This is a genomic window from Halococcus qingdaonensis (assembly GCF_024508235.1).
Taxonomy (GTDB): Archaea; Halobacteriota; Halobacteria; order Halobacteriales; family Halococcaceae; genus Halococcus; species Halococcus qingdaonensis.
The window spans coordinates 22,418-39,283 of the sequence record NZ_CP101943.1 but is presented as its reverse complement, the minus strand read 5'-3'; the positions used below and the strand labels follow the sequence as shown (position 1 = coordinate 39,283).

The 16,866-nt window shown below is 66.3% G+C and carries 19 protein-coding genes and 1 tRNA gene; 12 read left to right on the top strand and 8 right to left on the bottom strand.

Translation table 11 applies throughout. The annotated features are described in order from the left end of the window. Nucleotides 1–49: 49 nt before the first annotated feature. Together NO363_RS00235 and NO363_RS00230 are read left to right on the top strand one after the other, a co-directional pair. A complete protein-coding gene (locus NO363_RS00235) occupies nucleotides 50–997 on the top strand; it encodes an A24 family peptidase (protein ID WP_256686025.1) in 948 nt (315 codons plus the stop codon). 38 nt (nucleotides 998–1,035) lie between these two features. Continuing rightward, on the top strand, nucleotides 1,036–1,431 hold the full coding sequence (locus tag NO363_RS00230) for a sterol desaturase (protein ID WP_256686023.1): 396 nt from the start codon (nucleotides 1,036–1,038) through the stop codon (nucleotides 1,429–1,431). Nucleotides 1,432–1,436: 5 nt separating this feature from the next. Here NO363_RS00230 and NO363_RS00225 read toward each other — a convergent pair whose 3' ends face one another. Next, the gene (locus NO363_RS00225) at nucleotides 1,437–2,042 is read right to left on the bottom strand and encodes a DUF8052 family protein (protein ID WP_256686022.1); all 606 of its coding nucleotides are present in this window, start codon (nucleotides 2,040–2,042) and stop codon (nucleotides 1,437–1,439) included. Nucleotides 2,043–2,126: 84 nt separating this feature from the next. Here NO363_RS00225 and NO363_RS00220 point away from each other — a divergent pair, with 84 nt between their 5' ends. Both NO363_RS00220 and NO363_RS00215 read left to right on the top strand, forming a co-directional pair. Further along, entirely contained in the window at nucleotides 2,127–2,354 is a 228-nt protein-coding gene (locus NO363_RS00220) for a DUF8007 family protein (protein ID WP_256686021.1), read from the top strand. A gap of 11 nt (nucleotides 2,355–2,365) precedes the next feature. Further along, nucleotides 2,366–3,052, top strand: a complete 687-nt coding sequence (locus NO363_RS00215; protein WP_256686020.1) for a DUF5828 family protein — start codon at nucleotides 2,366–2,368, stop codon at nucleotides 3,050–3,052. Here the strand turns inward: NO363_RS00215 and NO363_RS00210 are convergent. After that, entirely contained in the window at nucleotides 3,039–4,415 is a 1,377-nt protein-coding gene (locus NO363_RS00210) for a hemolysin family protein (RefSeq protein WP_256686018.1), read from the bottom strand. The genes NO363_RS00215 and NO363_RS00210 overlap by 14 nt on opposite strands. 90 nt (nucleotides 4,416–4,505) lie before the next feature. Here NO363_RS00210 and NO363_RS00205 point away from each other — a divergent pair, with 90 nt between their 5' ends. From NO363_RS00205 to NO363_RS00195, 3 genes are read left to right on the top strand one after another with little or no spacing between them, the layout of a single operon-like run. Continuing rightward, nucleotides 4,506–4,790, top strand: coding sequence for a glutathione S-transferase N-terminal domain-containing protein (locus tag NO363_RS00205; RefSeq protein ID WP_256686016.1), 285 nt, complete (start codon nucleotides 4,506–4,508; stop codon nucleotides 4,788–4,790). Continuing rightward, nucleotides 4,790–5,296: a redoxin domain-containing protein gene (locus tag NO363_RS00200; RefSeq protein WP_256686014.1), complete on the top strand. Its 507-nt coding sequence runs from the start codon at nucleotides 4,790–4,792 to the stop codon at nucleotides 5,294–5,296. The genes NO363_RS00205 and NO363_RS00200 overlap by 1 nt, the downstream gene beginning before the upstream one ends. Next, complete coding sequence (locus NO363_RS00195) at nucleotides 5,293–5,868, top strand: L-threonylcarbamoyladenylate synthase (RefSeq protein ID WP_256686013.1); 576 nt, start codon at nucleotides 5,293–5,295, stop codon at nucleotides 5,866–5,868. Before NO363_RS00200 ends, NO363_RS00195 begins: the two co-directional genes overlap by 4 nt. On the opposite strand, the gene NO363_RS00190 is transcribed toward NO363_RS00195, so the two are convergent. Continuing rightward, nucleotides 5,865–6,527, bottom strand: coding sequence for a CRISPR-associated protein Cas4 (locus NO363_RS00190; RefSeq protein WP_256686012.1), 663 nt, complete (start codon nucleotides 6,525–6,527; stop codon nucleotides 5,865–5,867). The two genes, NO363_RS00195 and NO363_RS00190, sit on opposite strands and share 4 nt — an antisense overlap. A gap of 180 nt (nucleotides 6,528–6,707) precedes the next feature. On the opposite strand from NO363_RS00190, the gene NO363_RS00185 reads away from it, so the two are divergent. Then, on the top strand, nucleotides 6,708–7,607 hold the full coding sequence (locus tag NO363_RS00185; protein ID WP_256686010.1) for an acyltransferase: 900 nt from the start codon (nucleotides 6,708–6,710) through the stop codon (nucleotides 7,605–7,607). A gap of 81 nt (nucleotides 7,608–7,688) precedes the next feature. Here NO363_RS00185 and NO363_RS00180 read toward each other — a convergent pair whose 3' ends face one another. Together NO363_RS00180 and NO363_RS00175 are read right to left on the bottom strand one after the other, a co-directional pair. Beyond that, complete coding sequence (locus NO363_RS00180) at nucleotides 7,689–8,042, bottom strand: DUF7344 domain-containing protein (RefSeq protein WP_256686008.1); 354 nt, start codon at nucleotides 8,040–8,042, stop codon at nucleotides 7,689–7,691. Between the two features lie 132 nt (nucleotides 8,043–8,174). Continuing rightward, nucleotides 8,175–9,377 (bottom strand): AI-2E family transporter, encoded by a 1,203-nt coding sequence (locus NO363_RS00175; RefSeq protein WP_256686007.1) that lies wholly within the window; start codon nucleotides 9,375–9,377, stop codon nucleotides 8,175–8,177. Nucleotides 9,378–9,724: 347 nt separating this feature from the next. On the opposite strand from NO363_RS00175, the gene NO363_RS00170 reads away from it, so the two are divergent. Further along, nucleotides 9,725–9,797, top strand: a tRNA-Gly gene (locus tag NO363_RS00170). Between the two features lie 5 nt (nucleotides 9,798–9,802). On the opposite strand, the gene NO363_RS00165 is transcribed toward NO363_RS00170, so the two are convergent. Both NO363_RS00165 and NO363_RS00160 read right to left on the bottom strand, forming a co-directional pair. Continuing rightward, nucleotides 9,803–11,587, bottom strand: a complete 1,785-nt coding sequence (locus NO363_RS00165; protein WP_256686006.1) for an ABC1 kinase family protein — start codon at nucleotides 11,585–11,587, stop codon at nucleotides 9,803–9,805. A gap of 10 nt (nucleotides 11,588–11,597) precedes the next feature. After that, nucleotides 11,598–11,981 (bottom strand): Hsp20/alpha crystallin family protein, encoded by a 384-nt coding sequence (locus tag NO363_RS00160; RefSeq protein WP_256686005.1) that lies wholly within the window; start codon nucleotides 11,979–11,981, stop codon nucleotides 11,598–11,600. Between the two features lie 156 nt (nucleotides 11,982–12,137). On the opposite strand from NO363_RS00160, the gene NO363_RS00155 reads away from it, so the two are divergent. Genes NO363_RS00155 through NO363_RS00145 form a run of 3 tightly spaced genes read left to right on the top strand, consistent with a single transcriptional unit; the run spans nucleotide 12,138 to nucleotide 15,580 of the window. Then, nucleotides 12,138–12,461, top strand: a complete 324-nt coding sequence (locus NO363_RS00155) for a hypothetical protein (protein WP_256686003.1) — start codon at nucleotides 12,138–12,140, stop codon at nucleotides 12,459–12,461. Between the two features lie 39 nt (nucleotides 12,462–12,500). Further along, on the top strand, nucleotides 12,501–13,709 hold the full coding sequence (locus NO363_RS00150; protein WP_256686002.1) for a molybdopterin molybdotransferase MoeA: 1,209 nt from the start codon (nucleotides 12,501–12,503) through the stop codon (nucleotides 13,707–13,709). Next, nucleotides 13,706–15,580 (top strand): molybdopterin biosynthesis protein, encoded by a 1,875-nt coding sequence (locus NO363_RS00145; RefSeq protein WP_256686000.1) that lies wholly within the window; start codon nucleotides 13,706–13,708, stop codon nucleotides 15,578–15,580. The genes NO363_RS00150 and NO363_RS00145 overlap by 4 nt, the downstream gene beginning before the upstream one ends. A gap of 246 nt (nucleotides 15,581–15,826) precedes the next feature. Here the strand turns inward: NO363_RS00145 and NO363_RS00140 are convergent, their stop codons facing one another. Next, nucleotides 15,827–16,759, bottom strand: coding sequence for a branched-chain amino acid transaminase (locus tag NO363_RS00140; RefSeq protein WP_256685998.1), 933 nt, complete (start codon nucleotides 16,757–16,759; stop codon nucleotides 15,827–15,829). Between the last annotated feature and the right edge of the window lie 107 nt (nucleotides 16,760–16,866).

The window sequence follows — 16,866 nt, the reverse complement described above, 5'->3', positions numbered from 1 at the left end:
CGACCGAAACGGGCAAAGCGTTTTTGTACCGTCCCCGAGGCTCTGTGTCGTGAACGCGCTCCCGGATCTGCTGCGCCTGCTCTCGCTCCCGCTGTTCGGCTGGGCAGCCGTCCGTGACGTTCGGACCCGACGCGTCCCCAATCGGACGTGGCTGCCGCTGCTCGTACTCGGGGCGGTGCTGCTGGCGTGGGACGTTGCGAACGTTCTCCGTGGCGCGGTGTCGGTCGATCCCGGAATGGTCGCACTCCGACTCGCCATCAGTCTCGGCGTCGTCGCCCCGCTCGGCGTGCTCTTCTGGCGGGTCGGTGCGTTCGGCGGTGCCGACGCGAAGGCGCTCGCGACGCTCTGTCTGCTCTTTCCGTTCACACCGCTCTATCGACCGTTCGATTCGCTAGTGGTGCCGTTCGGCGAAACCAGCGGCGTCTTCTCACTGACGGTGTTGACGAACGCAGCGCTCGTCGGAGGAGCGGTGCCGTTCGTCCTGTTCGCCCGCAATGCACTCGCCGGACGCGTGGGTCTGGTCGGATTTCTCGGCCGTCCCGTCCGCTGGCGCGAGTTGCCGGAAACGCACGGACGACTCCTCGCGCGCGCGAACGGGCTTGAAGCGGGACTCGATCTCGACGCGCTGCGGATGTATCTCCGCTGGCGCGAGACGACGGTCGAAACGCTCCGGGCGAGCCCCAATCGCTCGCGCGACCCGGCGAGCCTCCCGGCGGAGCGACCCACGCCGGGTGACGGGGCCGTCGAACCGCTCACGGACGGCGGCGAGCGCGCCGATCCGTGGGGCGCGGCGGCGTTTCTCGATGCCGTCGAGGGCAGTGCGTACGGAACGACGCCGGCGCACCTGCGGGCCGCACTCGACGCGCTCGTGCGCCGCGAACGTCTCTGGGTGACGCCCGCCATCCCGTTTCTCGTCCCGCTGTTCGTCGGGCTCTGTCTCGCACTCGTCTACGGTGACCTGCTGTACGCGGTGCTGGGCGTGTTCGGACTGTTCTGAGGGCAAACCCTATGCGTCAGCATATCGAAACGAGCGGCATGCAGCGGCGCTCGTGGGCCGTCGGTGGCTGTCTCGGTCTCGCGATCGGCTGTGCGACCTACGGCTGGCTCGTCGCCGATGGAGCGCTGGCGGCGACGCTCGCCGGAGTCTATACCGTCGCAACCGGACTCACGCTCGAACACCGCTCGGTCGTCCCGCTGGGGAGCGAACGGGCGGCGGGCTACGATCCGTGGAGCGGCGCGTGGGCGGTCGTCGTCTCGCTCGCGGCGCTGTGCGGCGTGGGGTTCTGGCTCCCGCTCGCGCCGGGGCTCCGGCTCGCTCTCCAGTTACTCGTGCTGGGCGTTGGGCTGGCCGCCCTCCAGTTCGGGATCGGGCTGGTCCGTTCGCTTCCCGCGGACGAACGACCCGAGGGCAAACAGGTGGGGGCGGACTGAGCGTGTCAGCCGAACAGGCCGGCGAGCCGTGCAGCCAGGCCGCTCGATTCTGGTTCGTCGGACTCCCAGAGCCGGAAGGCGGCGGCGACCTCAGCGTTCTCGCTGGCGACCAGTTCCTCGATATCGGGCGCGACGACGAGTAGGTTGATCTCGTAATGGCCGTGATAGCCGTATTTGAGCAGCGTGCGGTCGCTGAAGCCGGCGACGAATTCGCGCACCTCGTCGGGAATTCGTGGGGCGACGAGGGCGAAAGTGAACTCCGTGCTGAAATGTTCCTCGTCGGCGTCGATCCCCGCACCCAGATCGTGACCGAGCGCGACGAGCGCTTCGAGATCGGTCACGCTCACCCCGTCACAGCGGCGCGCGTACAGCTGTTCGACGGATTCGTGATGGCCGTAGGAAAGCGCCGAGTGGAGGAACTGCTTATGGCTTTCGAGCGTGAGCGCGCCGGAGAGCGCGAACGACTCGCCGTGAACCCGCCGGTCGGCGTCGAGATCGTAGTTGAACTGGAGACGCTCGGCGACGCTGGTCAGATACTCGTCGTCGAGGGCGGGCAGGTCGGGGTCCACCTCGGGGGCGGTATCGCCGGCGTCGTCGCCGCGAGGGCTCATATCGGGGCGAAGGGAGAGACGAACAAAAGTACACGGTCGCTGCCACGCGAACGCTTAAACGGCCGCTCGACATAGGAAGCGAGCATGGGTGGAACGGACCGCGAGACGTGCGGTCGGTGTGCCATGACGTCCGTGACCGAGATCGCGGCGGAGGGAAAGAGCGACGCGGAGCGCGCGAACGACGACCCGTTCGCCGACGCGCGCATCGAGCTCTCGGAAGACGAACTCCGACGTGTCTCGCCGTCGGCATGGCTCGCCGGGGCGAAGAACAGACTCGACGGGTTCGTACAGCGACTCACCTACGGACGATAACGAGGAACGCGATGGAAGAGAGTATCTCCGGATTCAAAGAGCGCGGCGGATGGAACGAGATCGTCGAACACGGCGAGCGGATCACGCGCGCGCTCGCCGAGTTCGATGCCGACGGCGAGGCGTTCGACGAGTGGGACGAATGGCGGCCGAAAAGCCACGAGCGCCTCGACGAGGACGTCAACGAGAAGACCGCCGAACAGGCGTCGATCGAGGAGGGTGAGGGCGAGCGCGCCGGCAAACGGCCGAACGAGGACCTCAAAAGCGCCGGCGAGAAGCTCTCACAGTCCTACGAGAAGCTCGACGACACCGACGAGGCGGTCGATTCCTGGAGCGAGTCGCTCGAATACGTCGCCCGCGCGGCCGACTCGGCGGGCCGGAAGGCGATCCGCACCGTCGAGGACACGGTGTACAGAAACGTGATGACGCAGGTCGCGCCCTACTACTTCGATAACGATCTCATCAGCGCGAACCTCCAGCGAACCGGCAACGCCCGCGATGGCGACTACGCCGGCTACGTCTTCGAGGTCAACGTCAACGACGACGATCTCAAAGAGCGAGTGAGCGAACGCCTCGCCGAGTACGACGACGAGATCGAGCGCTGGCATGTCACGACCGAAAAACGGACGGCGGTCTCCGAAGCCGTCGAGGGCACCGAAGCGCCGGACGAGAACTCGACGGCGGACTTCACGACGAACTAGGGTCGTCGTCGACCGCGACGGGTTCGTGTTCGGTCTCTGGCAGCCGATGGACGCGCGCGGTCGTGATGCGGGTGTTCTCGACCGCCTCGACCGTGATCTCGACGCCGTCGTAATCGATGCTTTCGCCCTCCTCGACCAGTCGGCCCGCGCGATTGAAGATGAAGCCCGCGATCGTCTCGAACTCCTCTCCTTCCGGCAGTTCGATGTCGAGCGCCTCGTTGACGTCCTCGATGTTGACCTCGCCCTGGGCGAGCACCGTGTCCTCGTCGATCGTCTCGACGGGTTCGCGCTCGCCGCCCTCCAGGATCTCGCCGACGATCTCCTCGATCATGTCCTCGACCGAGACCAGCCCCTCGGTGGTGCCGAACTCGTCGACGACGATGGCGATGCGCATACGATCGCTGCGCATCTCCGTGAGCAGCTCGTCGACGTTCTTCGACTCGGGGACGTGCAGCGTCGGCCGAATGAGATCCTCGATGGCGAGATCGCCCGACTCGCCGTAGTTGAGATCGCGGACGAGATCGCGGATGTGCACAGTACCAATGACGTTGTCGAGGCTGCCCTCACAGACCGGGACGCGTGCGTGACCGCTCTGGACACAGGTCTCGATCGCTTCCTCGATGCTCGTGTCGGTCGTGACGGCGGTGACGTCGAGCCGTGGCGTCATCACTTCCTTCGCGATGGTGTTGTTGAACCGGAAGATGCGCTGGAGCATCTCGCGTTCGTCCTCGGCGATGACTCCCTCGCGCTCGCCCGTCTCGATGATGTCCTGGATCTCGTCGCGAGTGACGTAGGAGGTCTCGATCGCCGACCCGCCACCGGTGATGCGGTTGATCTGGCGGGTGAGATAGTCGAAGACGACGATGAGCGGGAGGAGTCCGTACTCGGCGAGTTTCAGCGGCCGGGCGATCGTCAGCGCCCACGATTCGGTGTTCTCGACGGCGTAGGACTTGGGCACGCTCTCGCCAAACAGCAGGACGAGCGCCGTGATGCCGAACGTCGAGATGGCGACGGCGACGCCCTGTGGGTAGTAGAGCGCGAGCAGCCCCGTCGTGATCGACGTCATGGCGATGTTGACGAGGTTGTTCCCCACCAGAATCGTCACGAGCAGTCGGTGCGGGTTCGATTTGAGTTCGGCCATCGTCGCCGCGCCCGGCGTGCCCTCCTCGACAAGCGCCTCGACGCGGTGGGCGGCCAGCGAGAACATGGCGATCTCCGAGGAGGAGAAAAACGCCGAAAGGACGATGAGGACGACGACGACGGCGACGCCGATGGCGGTGAACGCTCCGTTGGACAGCGAGATGCCGAAAGCATCGACGGCAATCGGAGCGGACGTATCCATCACGAACGCGAGAGGTTGCATCAACGTGGCGCTCTTGCCCGCCGGCCGGATTAAACGTTCGCATGGTTGGGGAGGCGAAGCTCTTAGGCCGATCTCGCCCCAACCGTCGCCGTGAGCACCACCCGATCGACAGCCACCGAGACGACCGAACCGCTCGTGCTCTACCGGCTGCAGGCCTGCCCGTTCTGCGAGCGCGTCGTCCGCCGGCTGCACGAACTCGATGTCGACTACGAATCGCGGTTCGTCGAGGCACGACACTCCGAACGCGACGCGGTCAAGCGCGCCTGTGGCAAGCGCACCGTGCCCGCGGTCGTGGACCCGAACACCGGCGTGACGATGGCCGAGAGCGCCAATATCGTCGAATATCTCGACGGTACCTACGGGGAGCGCGCCTGATGGTCGAGTTCGACGTGGTCGAGCTCGACGCCACCGACCATCCTGAGGCGGGCGACCAGACCCCCGATTTCACTCGCCCGCTCGTCGACGGCGAGCTCTGGACGGACGTCTCGCTCTCGACGCTGCTGGAGGACGGCCCGCTCGTCCTCCTCTTTCACCCGATGGACGGGGCCTTTCCCGCGACCTATGCGTGGAACGAGATCAGAGAGCGTGGCTGGACCGACGAGATCGCCGTCGTCGGCCTGTCGATCTCGACGCCGTACGAGCACAAGCGGCTCATTCAAGAGCGAGGGGTCGACGCCCGACTCTTCTCGGATCCCGGAAACGGCGTCGCCGAGAAATACGACATCGTCAACGATCTCGACGGGATGACCGGGATCGCGGAGCCACGACCCGCGGCGTTCGTCGTCGACGAGGACGGGACGATCCAGTATGCCTGGGTCGCCGAGGAGTGGCCATCCTTCCCCGACTACGACACGATCGAGGCGGCCATCGACGAGCTATGACGGACGTTGCAGCTGCCGCCGAGACCGTCCGCGAGGGCGGGCTCGTCGTCTATCCGACCGAGACGGTCTACGGGCTCGCTGCCGACGCGCTCGACGCCGACGCCGTCGAACGGGTCTTCGCGGTCAAGGGCCGCTCGCACGAGAAGCCGATCTCGCTGGCCGTGCCAACCGTCGCGGCGGCGCTCGCACACACCGAGCCTACCGAGCGCGAGCAGCGGTTCATGCACGAGTTCCTGCCCGGTCCCGTCACCGTGCTCGTCGAGGCGGGGCCGGAAGTGCCGGACGTGCTGACCGCCGGCCGCTCCCGAGTGGGGGTACGCGTGCCCGATCAGCCGGTGGCGCAGGAACTCCTCGAACAAAGCGGCCCGGCCACCTCGACGAGCGCGAACGTGAGCGGGCAGCCGAGCGCGCGACGCGTCACGGAGATCGGCGAATCGGTGCGGACGGCCTGCGGGGCCGTCCTCGACGATGGCGAATGTCCGGGCACCGAGAGCAGCGTCGTCGATGTCTCCTCGGGCACGATCCACCGCCGTGGGGCACAGGTCGCGGATATCGAGGCGTGGCTCGACTAGCCGAGGCCGAGCAACGAGCGCAGCGACCGCGTCTTCACGCCACACTCCTCGCGGTACTCGCATGGCTCGCATTTCGAGCGATCGTCGAGGCGCGGCGGCGGACCATCGATCGACTCGAGCGTGCGGACCACCGTCCGGTAGGCCGCCTTCCGCCGCGTCGTCAGCGCCACTTCGCGGATCACGCCGTAGGTCGGGTACTCGACGAACGCTCGCTCGACGGGCGTCTCGCGTTCGTAGGCGAGCGCCTTCGCGGCCGCGACGGCGTGCACAGTTTGAGGCTTCCAAACACCGTTTTCAGGTGGGCTGCCGGCCGAAACGAGCGATGGGACGGGCGTGTCGAGCGCTAAAATCTTGTGGGCGATGCCGCGACAGTCCTTGCCCGTGAGGAGCACGTCCCGAGCTGCGGGATCGCTGAGCTCGTCGAAGGCGTCGAAGCGAGCTTTCGCACACGAGAGGTTCGTCCTGAGCTGGGTCGGCGTGACCGCGATCGGTGCGTCGGCGAGATCCGCCCCGGCGAGGAGCTCGTCGTACCGGAAGGCGAGTTCGCGGCGCTGTTCGACCGCTGGCGGTGGTCCGCGATCGTCGTCCTGCTGGCGATAGTAACACTGCCGTGGGCAGTAGGCGGCGGATTTGAGGTCGCTGAAAGCGTGTTTGCCCATATGGCGGCTGGCTGTGTCATCCGATATAAATACTCGTACGCGTCCCCTCTCTGCGACCTCCCTCACGCCCCCCTCCCGAACCGTCAACAGCACGAACGTCATGGAAACTAATATCATCAACCATGGCATATCAGTGCCAATGACGGAAGCCATATTGGCCCGGAATCACAATTCTCGGCGATGACGAAACGCCACGTGACGCTGCCGGCGGCCGCCGAAGCCGGCCTGGAGGAGTTCCTCACCGACGTCGACGAGCGGCTCTCGGGACCCGAAGACACCTGTACCGTGGTCGCCGAGACGCTCGCCGGCCTCTACGGCGACGGCGACGCCTACCGACGGTTCCTGGACGGGGAAGACGTCTCGCCGGTCGAGCGGGTGCGATTGCAGGGCTACGACCCCTGCAACGCGACGCTCGAAAGCGAATATTACGCCGAAAAGGACGAGGAGAAATTCGAGGATTCGAAGCATCTCCAGTGGCTCTGGCGGCAGTTCGACGCCACGCCGATGGCCGACAACGTCGAGTTCGCGCTGCGCTTTCGGGCGATGCTCGCCGATCACCTCTTCGCGGAGGCGGGCGAGAACCTCCGGCTGTTCAAGGGAATCTCGATGACCTACGGCCACAACATCACGATGGGCGACAACACGGTGATCCACGACGACGTCCATCTCGACGATCGGGGAGAGCTCGCCATCGGTGACCGGGTAAGTATTGCCGACGACGCCCACATCTACAGCCACGATCACGACCTCGTCGACCAGACCGATATCGAGAACTTCCGAACGATCGTTGACGACGACGTCCGCCTCGGCTACGACTCGATGGTCCGGGCCGGCGTGCGTCTCGGCGAGAACGCGATGCTCGGTGCGAAGGCCGTCCTCCAGCGCGACGTGCCGGCCCACCACGTCGCCGTCGGGACGCCCGCGACATCGATCCGCGTCAAACCCGGCTGGGAGTCGGTCGCCGAGCCGATCGAGGACGCGAACACCGACCGCCGCGAGCAGCGTCGTCTCGAAACCGATCTTCCGCCGGCGCTCGACGTCTTCGACGAGTTCGGCCGCGATCTGACGCCACCGAACTGAATAGCAGGATACGACGTTACGACCGATGATAGCAGGGATAGCGACGGCGATCGGCCGACGAAAAACGCGTGGCGAGGCGCGTCAGGGGACGTTCGACCACCGCGAGCGTTCCGGCGCGGCGGTCGAGTCCGATGCCGCGATCGCCATCCGGCTTTCGGGGTCGTACTCGACGAGATCGCGCTCGACGAGTTCGGGGATGTGGACGTGATGGAGGCGGATCGCGACGCGCGTCCGCTCGTCGTCGCTCACCGATTCGAGTGCGGTCGTGCGCTCGCTCGCCACGACGTACGTCGCGAGGGTGGCGAGCTCGACGGGATAGAAAAAACGACCGAGACAGCCCATCAGATGTTGCTTTCTGGCGTCCCCAGTGCTCGGAACCGACGGATCGATCGCGTCGGCGGCCGTCCGCTCGGCGGGCGAAGAGTTGTCGGACATTGGGACGGATGGACACACGAGCGTACCAGTGATAAAGAATTTGCATGATCGATCCGGGTAGCGTCCGTTCCCCTACGACATCCACGACCGTCGGATCGACGAACGGACGGTGGGACGGTCGATAGCTGGCGTTCAGCCCGCGTCGCTCGCCCCGTCGGCCGCGTCGCTCGTCGTGGCCGTATCGTCCGCTCCATCGGACGGCTCGCTCGTCGTGGCCGTATCGGCTGGCACGGAACCGACATTGGTAGCCGAACTCGTCTCCGGCCCGACCGAGTGCCCATGAAACAGCTCCGGCAACACGACGTTGATGAACTGGACGACGAACACGACGACTAACGGGCCGAAGAACAGGCCGTACCAGCCGAACAGGACCGTCCCGAGGACATAGGCGAACATCACGAGCCCGGTGTGGAGGCTCTGGCCCGAGAGATACGGCCGGAGAAACATGACCGGCAGCATGTCGAGGAGGACGAACGAGACGACGAAAAAGAGAGCCGGAAACCAGAGCAGCGTGGGATCGGTCCGAAACGCCTGTACAGCGAGATAGAGGCCGAGAGGGACGTAGACGAGTTTGCCGACGACGATGGGGACGAAGCTCGCGAGCCCGGTCGCCAGCGCGAGTGCCGTCGCCAACGGGATCGAGAGCTGCGCCGGCGCGACGGCGTTCAGTCCGTTGTAAACGACGACGGCCACGACCGCGACGAGCAACACGGTGAGCACGTTGCCGAAATAGACCGAGTGGAGATCGCGGTCGATCGCCGAGAGGAAGGCGTGCTGGGCCGTTCCTCGATCGCCGACCTCGGCACGAAACCACGCCGCGAGGTCGTGTTCGTCGCGCAGAAGATAGAAGGCAAACGCGAGCGAGAGGAAGACGTGGAGCAGGCCGCCGGAGAGCGTCGAGAGCACGCCCAGCCCCTGGTTGAGCACCTTCTGGAGGACGCCGGACTGGCTCAACCGATTTCTGAGGACGGTGAGCGCGTCGACGGGCCCACCCTGGAGTTGCGAGACATCGAGATACGGCTGGAGGAACTTCGTGTACTCAGCGACGGGCGTCCCCTGGAGCGAGCTGAGCTGGCCGAGACCGATGACGACGAGATACGCGCCGAGCAGCAGTGCCGGCAGCGCGACGACGACCATCGTCAGCGCGGCCGAGAGGCCGCTCGACAGATGATTTTCAAGCCGGCGGTTCACCGGTCGGACGGCGTAGTAGACGAACAGGCCGAGCACGAACGTTCCGACGAACGAGTAGCCGACGAACAGCACCGTCGCCGCGACCACGAGGCCGAGCAGCCACCAGCCGAGCCGTGAGCGATCGCCAGGTCGATCGATCTCCATACACCCGAAAACGCCGACCGGCGGAAAACGCTACTGCCGGCAAATCGGTATATCCGATCGACGACCGAAACCCCCACAAAGCTCATTACAGATGACCCAAAAGCGATGGTTGGGACGACGGTGCTCCCGCTCGGAGGCAGGTTCGCAACCGGCAAAAAAGACCCCGTTGCGTGGCATCACCCTGTCTTCGGGGTTTTCCAGACTGGTCCGCTGCCAGCCTATCGGCTACGGGTTACGGTGGGCCAAAAACGTTTTGTTTCACTCCACCGACAACGCGAACTGCGTTGCAACCAGTTGTGGATCGTGACCGGTATCGTTATGATGCCGGTCGCACAAGCGTGGAACGCGCGTCAGTGGTGTAGCCTGGTATCACCTCAGCTTCCCATGCTGATGACCCGCGTTCAAATCGCGGCTGACGCATCCTTTCAATCGGTTTCGATCTCACCCTCGGGGTCACCCGTCGGTGCTCCCACCGGCTCCGATTCCGGCCCTGGTTCCGTGCCCTCACCCGCCTCGGCCATCGCCTCGATACCGCCGGTTCCCTCCGCCTCGCTCGGGCGCTGCTGGCTGAGTCCCTGCCGGGTGAACTCCGGGGTCGCCCGCGTCCCCGAGCGCCCGCTCCGGAACGAACGCACGAGAAAGAGCGCGACACCGATCGAGAAGGCGGCGGCGACGACGGTCGCGCCCGTGGTCGCAAAGGAGTAGAGCATCGCCGTCGAGATGACGCCCGCGGTCAACAGCGCGCCGAAGATGAGACGGTTGGCGAGCGACTCGAACAGGCCGTCGGTGTCGTCGAGATCGGCATGCACCGAGAGCTCGCCCTGATTCAGTGAATCGAGCGTCCGCTCCAGTTTGGGCGGGGTGCGTATCGCCGCCTCTGCGAGGTCCTGGACCTCCTCGCCGCGGTTTTCGAGGAACTGTTTGATCCCCTCCTCGCGATAGCCCTCCTCGACGAGGTAGTCGGTGGCGACCGAGATGAAATCGAAGTTCGGTTCGAGCGTAACACAGACCCCCTCGACGACCGTCGCGACGCGGAGCACCAGCGCGAGATTGGCGGGCAGGCGCAGCGGGAACTCGTAGATCGTGTCCTCAACCTGGCCGACGACCTCCTGGATGCGGTACTGTTCGACCTCCTCGCCACGCACGTCCTGAATGGCGAGCTCCATCACGTTGCCCATCGTCTCGCGGTCGGCCTCAGGGCTCAGCGTGCCCATCTCGACGAGTGCATCGAGGATGGCGTCGATGTCCTGGTTGGCGATGCCGATGTAGAACTCGACGATCTTCTCCTGGACGTAGCCCTCGACGTGACCGCTCATCCCGAAGTCGTAGAAGACGAGCGTGCCGTCGGGCTTGACCGCGAGATTGCCCGGATGGGGGTCGGCGTGGAAGACGCCGTCGTCGACGATCATCTGGAGGTAGATGCGTTCGAGGCGTTCGGCGAGTCCCGTCCGATCGATGCCCATCGCGTCGAGTTCGTCGGTATCGGTCACCTTCGTCCCACTCACGTACTCCATCGTGAGCACGCTCGGCGTCGAGTGGCTCTCGACGACGCTCGGGATGCGGATGTCGTCGTTGCCCACGAAGTTCGCCTTGATCTCCTCCAACATCCGTGCCTCGCGCGCGTAGTCGATCTCCTGGTGGATCGTGGTGTCGAACTCGTCGGCGAGCGTTTCGAGCGAGAACGAGCGTGCCTCGCCGATGAACCGAATGATGATCGGCAGGCTCCACTTGATCACCTTGAGGTCGGCCTCGACGAGCTCCTCGATGCCCGGCCGGCGGACCTTCACGGCGACCTGCTCGCCGTCGAGTTCGGCCCGATAGACCTGGCCGAGACTCGCTCCGGAGATGGCGTCGGTGTCGAAACTGTCGAAGGCCTCCTCGGCCGGGCCGAGCTCCTCACGAATGACCACTTCGGCCTCGTTCCAGTCGGCCGGCGGCACCTCGTCCTGAAGCTTCGAGAACTCGGCGACGTACTCGGGCGGGAGGACATCCGGCCGCGTCGAGAGAATCTGACCGAGTTTGATGAACGTCGGGCCCAGCGTCAACAGCGTATCGAGCAGCGTTCGCGCGCGCTCGCGACGCATGGCGCTCGTGACCTCGCGCTGTTCGCCGAAGAGGATGTAGCGCCGTCGATCGCGCAGATAGGCGACGATCAGCGGGAAGAACTGGCGGACGACGACGAAAAATCGCCCGTACGCACGGACGTTCACTGCGGCACCCTCACGTCTCGGCAGCCGACCCCGGCCCCTCGCCGGTCGTTATCGGAATCGTCGTCTCGTCGGTGCCCTCGCGCTTCGGCAGGCGGAGCGTGAGCGTGCCGCGATCGAGCGAGCCGTCGGCCTCGCTCGCGACGACGGTCGGCGGCAGCGGGAGGTCGGTGTCGAGAAAGAGCGGGCGATCCTCGCGCAGGTAGCGAAAGTCCATCGGAAGGTTCTTCTCCCGACGCGCTTCGATGTGGAGGTGCGTTCCCTCCGTCCGGACGTCGAGCGTCTCGCTGCTCACGCCGGGCAGGTCGATGACGATGAGATACGTCGTCTCGGATTCGTACAGGTCGGCGAACACCGGGTCCGGGAGATCACCCAGCGCGTTCGACAGCGCGGACATGGTGCGACAAAGCAGCGCCACGGCGAAAAACCCCCCGATAGCGGCCGTCGAAACGGACGATCCCATCGGTGAACGGTCCGAAACGGTCCGAAACAGTGGGAAACCGTCCACAACCATCGGGACCCTTCTTGTCTGACACGGTCATCCTGAACAGTAATGACGCAGGCCCCGCGCAACGGCATTGAGGCGAACGACGGACGGACCCCTCCTGCGGTCGTGCTTCGGAACGAGGACGACGCCGCCCACGCGCTCGACGTACGTATCACCGGCGGTGACGGCGTGGTCAACACGGCCAGCCACACCGTCGCCGGCGACAGCCAGTACGCCATCGAGTCGGCCGGGATCGACAGCGGGACGCTGCGGGTCGAGCTCCACGTCGACAACGGCGGGGCCGCGAGCCTCACCGTCGACACGCGGGATTCGTCCGCTCCGGAGTTCGTCGTCCGCCAAGAGACGATCCTCGTCGCCGGCCTACACTGACCCGCCAGACGTTTTTGTACTGCCGTCCGTAGAGCGTCCATGAGCGACGCCACCGCGGGGTTCAAGCAATTGACGCGCCTCGATCAGGCGCGCAAGCGTCTCGAAGAGCGCCTCGCGCCGACCGACCGCACGACGACGCGCCGGCTCGAAGCGGTCGACGGGTGCGTTCTCGCGACGGCGATCGATGCCCGGCGGGACGTGCCCCACTACGAGCGCGCGGCGATGGACGGGTTCGCGGTGCGCGCACGCGACACCTTCGGCGCGAGCGAGCGCTCGCCGGCCGTTCTCGATCGTGCCGAGACGACGAACCCGAGAGCCGGAACGTGGGTCCACACCGGCAGCGAACTTCCTGCAGGAGCGGACGCGGTCGTGATGGTCGAACGGACAAAAGCGATCGGCGAGGAGATCGAGATCCACGAGCCGGTCGCCGAAGGGGCGAACGTCGCACCCGTCGGTGAGGACGTCGAAGCGGGAACACGCCTCTACGAGCCCGGCCATCGCTTCCGTCCATCCGATCTCGGACTGTTGAAATCGGTTGGCGTGCGGGAGATCGAGACGTACGACCCGCCGACCGCCGGCGTGATCCCGACCGGCGAGGAGCTCGTCCAGCACGAGCCGGAAGCGGGCGAGACGATCGAGACCAACGGGCTCACCGTCTCGCGATACGTCGAGCGCTGGGGCGGCGAGGCGACCTACCGAGAGGTCGTCACCGACGACCGGGCGGCGCTGCGGGCGGCCATCGAGCGCGACCTGACGAAGGACATCGTGGTTGCTACGGGCGGATCGTCGGTCGGCGAGCGCGATCTCGTGCCCACCATCATCGACGAACTCGGCGAACTCCTGGTCCACGGCGTCGCGCTCGAACCGGGCCATCCGGTCGGGATCGGGATCGTCCAGGACACGCCCGTGCTCGCACTGCCGGGCTACCCGGTCGCGGCCATCGTCACCGCCGTGCAGTTGCTCCGACCGGCGCTCAAGCGGATCGGTCGTCTTCCGCTCGATTCGCAGCCGGCGACCGAAGCACGACTCGACGCGAAACTGCCGAGCGAGCCCGGGACGCGGACATTCGCGCGCGTCGAGTTGAACGAAGAGGGTGACGATTCGGTGGCCGTGCCGGTGCGGACGGGCGGCGCGGGTGTCCTGTCGAGCGTCGCGCTCGCCGACGGCTGGGTCGTCGTCCCCGAATCGAGCGAGGGGCTGCCGGCCGGCGAGACCGTCGCCGTCGAACACTGGGAGCAACTGCCATGAGCGGACGAAAGGAGTTCCGCGATCTCGCATCCCCCGAGGAAGCCCACGAGACGATCGCCGGGCTCGACATCGGCAGTGGGAGCGAGAGCGTGCCGCTCGCCGAGGCGAACGGACGAGTGCTCGCCGAACGGGTCGATGCCGGCCTGGACGTGCCGGGGTTCGATCGGTCGGGGCTCGACGGCTACGCGCTCCGTGCGCGAGACACCTTCGGCGCGAGCGAGGGCGATCCCGTCACGCTCACCCTCGTTGGAACCGTCGAAGCGGGCCAGCGCCCGGCCGTCGATCCCGGAAGCGGGGAGGCCGTCGAGATCGCCACCGGGGCCGTGATGCCCGACGGGGCCGACGCGATGGTGCCCGTCGAGCAAACTGACGAGGAGGACGAGACGGTGCACGTGGACACCGCCGTGACGCCGGGCGAGAACGTGATGGCCGCTGGTGCGGACATCGCGGCCGGCGAGCGCGCGCTCGGTCCCGGAACGCACCTCACCGCCCGCGAGATCGGACTGTTGTCGGCGCTCGGGATCGACGAGGTGCCCGTGCGCGCGAGCCCGCGGGTCGGCATCGTCTCGACGGGTGACGAACTCGTCCGACCGGGCAGGGAGCTCGACAGCGGGCGCGGGCAGATATACGACGTGAACAGCTACACGACCGCGGCGGGCGTCAGGGAGGCCGGCGGCGAGCCGATTCTCTACCCACACGCGGGCGACGACATGGACGCGATGGAGCGAGTGCTTCGAAAGGCGGCCGACGAGTGCGACCTCGTGCTCTCGTCGGGGTCGACCTCCGCGAGCGCCGTCGACGTCGTCTATCGCGTCATCGACGAGCAGGGCGAGCTGTTCCTGCACGGGGTGGCGATCAAGCCGGGCAAGCCGATGCTCGTCGGCCGGCTAGACGAGGCGGCGTACGTCGGCCTGCCGGGCTATCCGGTCTCGGCGCTGTCGATCTTCCGAACGTTCGTCGCACCGGCCATCCGCCGCGCTGCGGGACTGCCGGAACCCGAAACGGCGACCGTCGAGGCGCGGATGGCGAGTCGGGAACGCTACGACGGCGGTCGCCGCCGGCTCGTGCCGATCGGATTGGTGACGAACGGCGACGGGGAACTATTGGCCGCGCCCGTCGACAAGGGCAGCGGCGCGACCACGAGCCTCGTCGAGGCGGACGGGATCGTCGCGATGCCGGCCGACGTCAACTATCTCGACGAGGGCGAGCGGGTGACGGTCGAGCTGTTCTCGCCGGACGTCCGCCCGCCGACGCTGTTCGGCGTCGGTGAGGATGACCCACTCTTCTCGCGACTGCTCGATCGCCTAGATCGCCCGCGCTATCTGCGCCAGGGCAGTCGTGGCGGGCAGCGCTACTTGCGCGACGGCGTGACCGACATCGGTGTGAGTTCGATCGATACCGAAATCGGTACCGAGATCGGCGGCTGGACGCGTGAATGGGGGCTCGTCGTGCCTGACGGGAATCCGGAGGGTGTGACGGGGCTTGGAGAGCTCGTGGACGAGGATCTACGCTTCGTCAACCGGCCGACCGAGTCGGGACTCCGGACGAGCCTCGGGAACGCGCTCGCGGAACTCGCCGACGAGCGCGGGATGGAGCGCCACGAACTCGTCGAAGCGATCGACGGGTTCGAGTTCACCGTCCAGGCCCACGAGAGCCCCGCGCGCCGGATACTCGCGGGCGATGCCGACGTCGGGCTCGGCCTGCGCGCGACGGCCGCGAACCTCGGCTGTGGGTTCGTTCCAATCGGCACCGAGCGAGTGCACGTGCTCGCGAATCCCGAACGAATGGACAAAGCCGGTGTCGAAGAGCTCGACCGCGAACTCGACGCGATCGACGACCTGCTCGACGTGCTGCCCGGCTACGGCCGCTGAAGCGCCGGGCGGCGGCCGGCGGCGGTTGCGCTGCGGCGCGGGGCCTCGGCGGATGAAGGGCGAGCGACCGAACGGATGTGAGGGAGCGAGGGGTTCTGCGGTCGGTGCGGAAAGTGTAGCATCCGCGCGAGTGGAACGAGCGCGGTTCACCGTGAGCGAACGGAGTGAGCGAGCGGGAGTTTTTGGTCCAGATTTTTGCAAGCGGGGGTCGCCGCAGGCGACCCCTCGCAGCAAAAAGGTGGGGCTTCAGGGGTAGGTGAACCACTCGTCGTAGTCGTCGGTGCGGCGTTCGACGACCTCGAAGAACTTCGATTGGAGCTCCTCGGTGACGGGGCCGCGCTCGCCCGGGCCGATCGTGACGTCGTCGACCGAACGGATGGGGGTGATCTCGGCGGCGCTGCCCGTGAAGAACAGTTCGTCGGCGGTGTAGAGCTCGCCGCGGCTGATGGCTGCCTCGTCGTGGACCGTGTAGCCGAGATCGCGCGCGAGCGTGATGGCCGTCCGGCGGGTGATACCATCGAGGATGCTCTCGGCGAGGCCGGGCGTGTAGATCTCGCCGTCGTTGACGAGGAAGATGTTCTCGCCCGGCCCTTCGGCGACGTTGCCCTCCTTGTTGAGGACGATCGCCTCGACGTAGTCGTTGCGGCGGGCCTCCTCACCGGCGAGCATCGAGTTGACGTACAGTCCTGTGGTCTTCGCGTTCGTCGGGACCTGGCTGGAGGCGTGTTTGCGCCACGACGAGACCATCACGTCGACGCCGTTTTCGAGCGCCTCCTCGCCGAGATAGGTGCCCCACGGCCAGCAGGCGATGGCGGTCTTGGTGGGACAGTCCTGTGGACTCACGCCCAGGCTGTTGTAGCCGTAGTAGGCCAGCGGGCGGATGTAACACGACTGGAGATCCTGACGCTCGATGAGTTCGAGCGTCGCCTCGGTGAGCTCCTCGCGCGAGTGGTCGATCTCCATGTCGTAGGGTTTCGCGGAGTTGTAGAACCGGTCGAGGTGTTCGTCCCAGCGGAAGATCGCCGGGCCCTCCTCGGTGTCGTAGCAGCGGACGCCCTCGAAGATGCCCGAGCCGTAGTGCAGTCCGTGGGTGAGGACGTGGACCTGTGCCTCGTCCCAGTCGACGAACTCGCCGTCCATCCAGATCGTGTCGACGTCCATGTCATCGAAACCGCTCATACCGATCGAACGGCTGGCCACGTCTTAAATCCACGAGTGTCGGTTCGTGCAATCCTTGCCTGCAGACATGTGGAATACGCTCTGGTTATTATTCCGCGTCGCTTAAT

Coding starts and splice junctions, on each gene's coding strand:
- NO363_RS00230 (WP_256686023.1), top strand. CDS start 1,036: ATGCAGCGGCGCTCGTGGGCCGTCGGTGGCTGTCTCGGTCTCGCGATC.
- NO363_RS00225 (WP_256686022.1), bottom strand. CDS start 2,042: ATGAGCCCTCGCGGCGACGACGCCGGCGATACCGCCCCCGAGGTGGAC.
- NO363_RS00220 (WP_256686021.1), top strand. CDS start 2,127: ATGGGTGGAACGGACCGCGAGACGTGCGGTCGGTGTGCCATGACGTCC.
- NO363_RS00215 (WP_256686020.1), top strand. CDS start 2,366: ATGGAAGAGAGTATCTCCGGATTCAAAGAGCGCGGCGGATGGAACGAG.
- NO363_RS00210 (WP_256686018.1), bottom strand. CDS start 4,415: ATGCAACCTCTCGCGTTCGTGATGGATACGTCCGCTCCGATTGCCGTC.
- NO363_RS00200 (WP_256686014.1), top strand. CDS start 4,790: ATGGTCGAGTTCGACGTGGTCGAGCTCGACGCCACCGACCATCCTGAG.
- NO363_RS00195 (WP_256686013.1), top strand. CDS start 5,293: ATGACGGACGTTGCAGCTGCCGCCGAGACCGTCCGCGAGGGCGGGCTC.
- NO363_RS00190 (WP_256686012.1), bottom strand. CDS start 6,527: ATGGGCAAACACGCTTTCAGCGACCTCAAATCCGCCGCCTACTGCCCA.
- NO363_RS00185 (WP_256686010.1), top strand. CDS start 6,708: ATGACGAAACGCCACGTGACGCTGCCGGCGGCCGCCGAAGCCGGCCTG.
- NO363_RS00180 (WP_256686008.1), bottom strand. CDS start 8,042: ATGTCCGACAACTCTTCGCCCGCCGAGCGGACGGCCGCCGACGCGATC.
- NO363_RS00175 (WP_256686007.1), bottom strand. CDS start 9,377: ATGGAGATCGATCGACCTGGCGATCGCTCACGGCTCGGCTGGTGGCTG.
- NO363_RS00160 (WP_256686005.1), bottom strand. CDS start 11,981: ATGTCCGCGCTGTCGAACGCGCTGGGTGATCTCCCGGACCCGGTGTTC.
- NO363_RS00155 (WP_256686003.1), top strand. CDS start 12,138: ATGACGCAGGCCCCGCGCAACGGCATTGAGGCGAACGACGGACGGACC.
- NO363_RS00150 (WP_256686002.1), top strand. CDS start 12,501: ATGAGCGACGCCACCGCGGGGTTCAAGCAATTGACGCGCCTCGATCAG.
- NO363_RS00145 (WP_256686000.1), top strand. CDS start 13,706: ATGAGCGGACGAAAGGAGTTCCGCGATCTCGCATCCCCCGAGGAAGCC.
- NO363_RS00140 (WP_256685998.1), bottom strand. CDS start 16,759: ATGAGCGGTTTCGATGACATGGACGTCGACACGATCTGGATGGACGGC.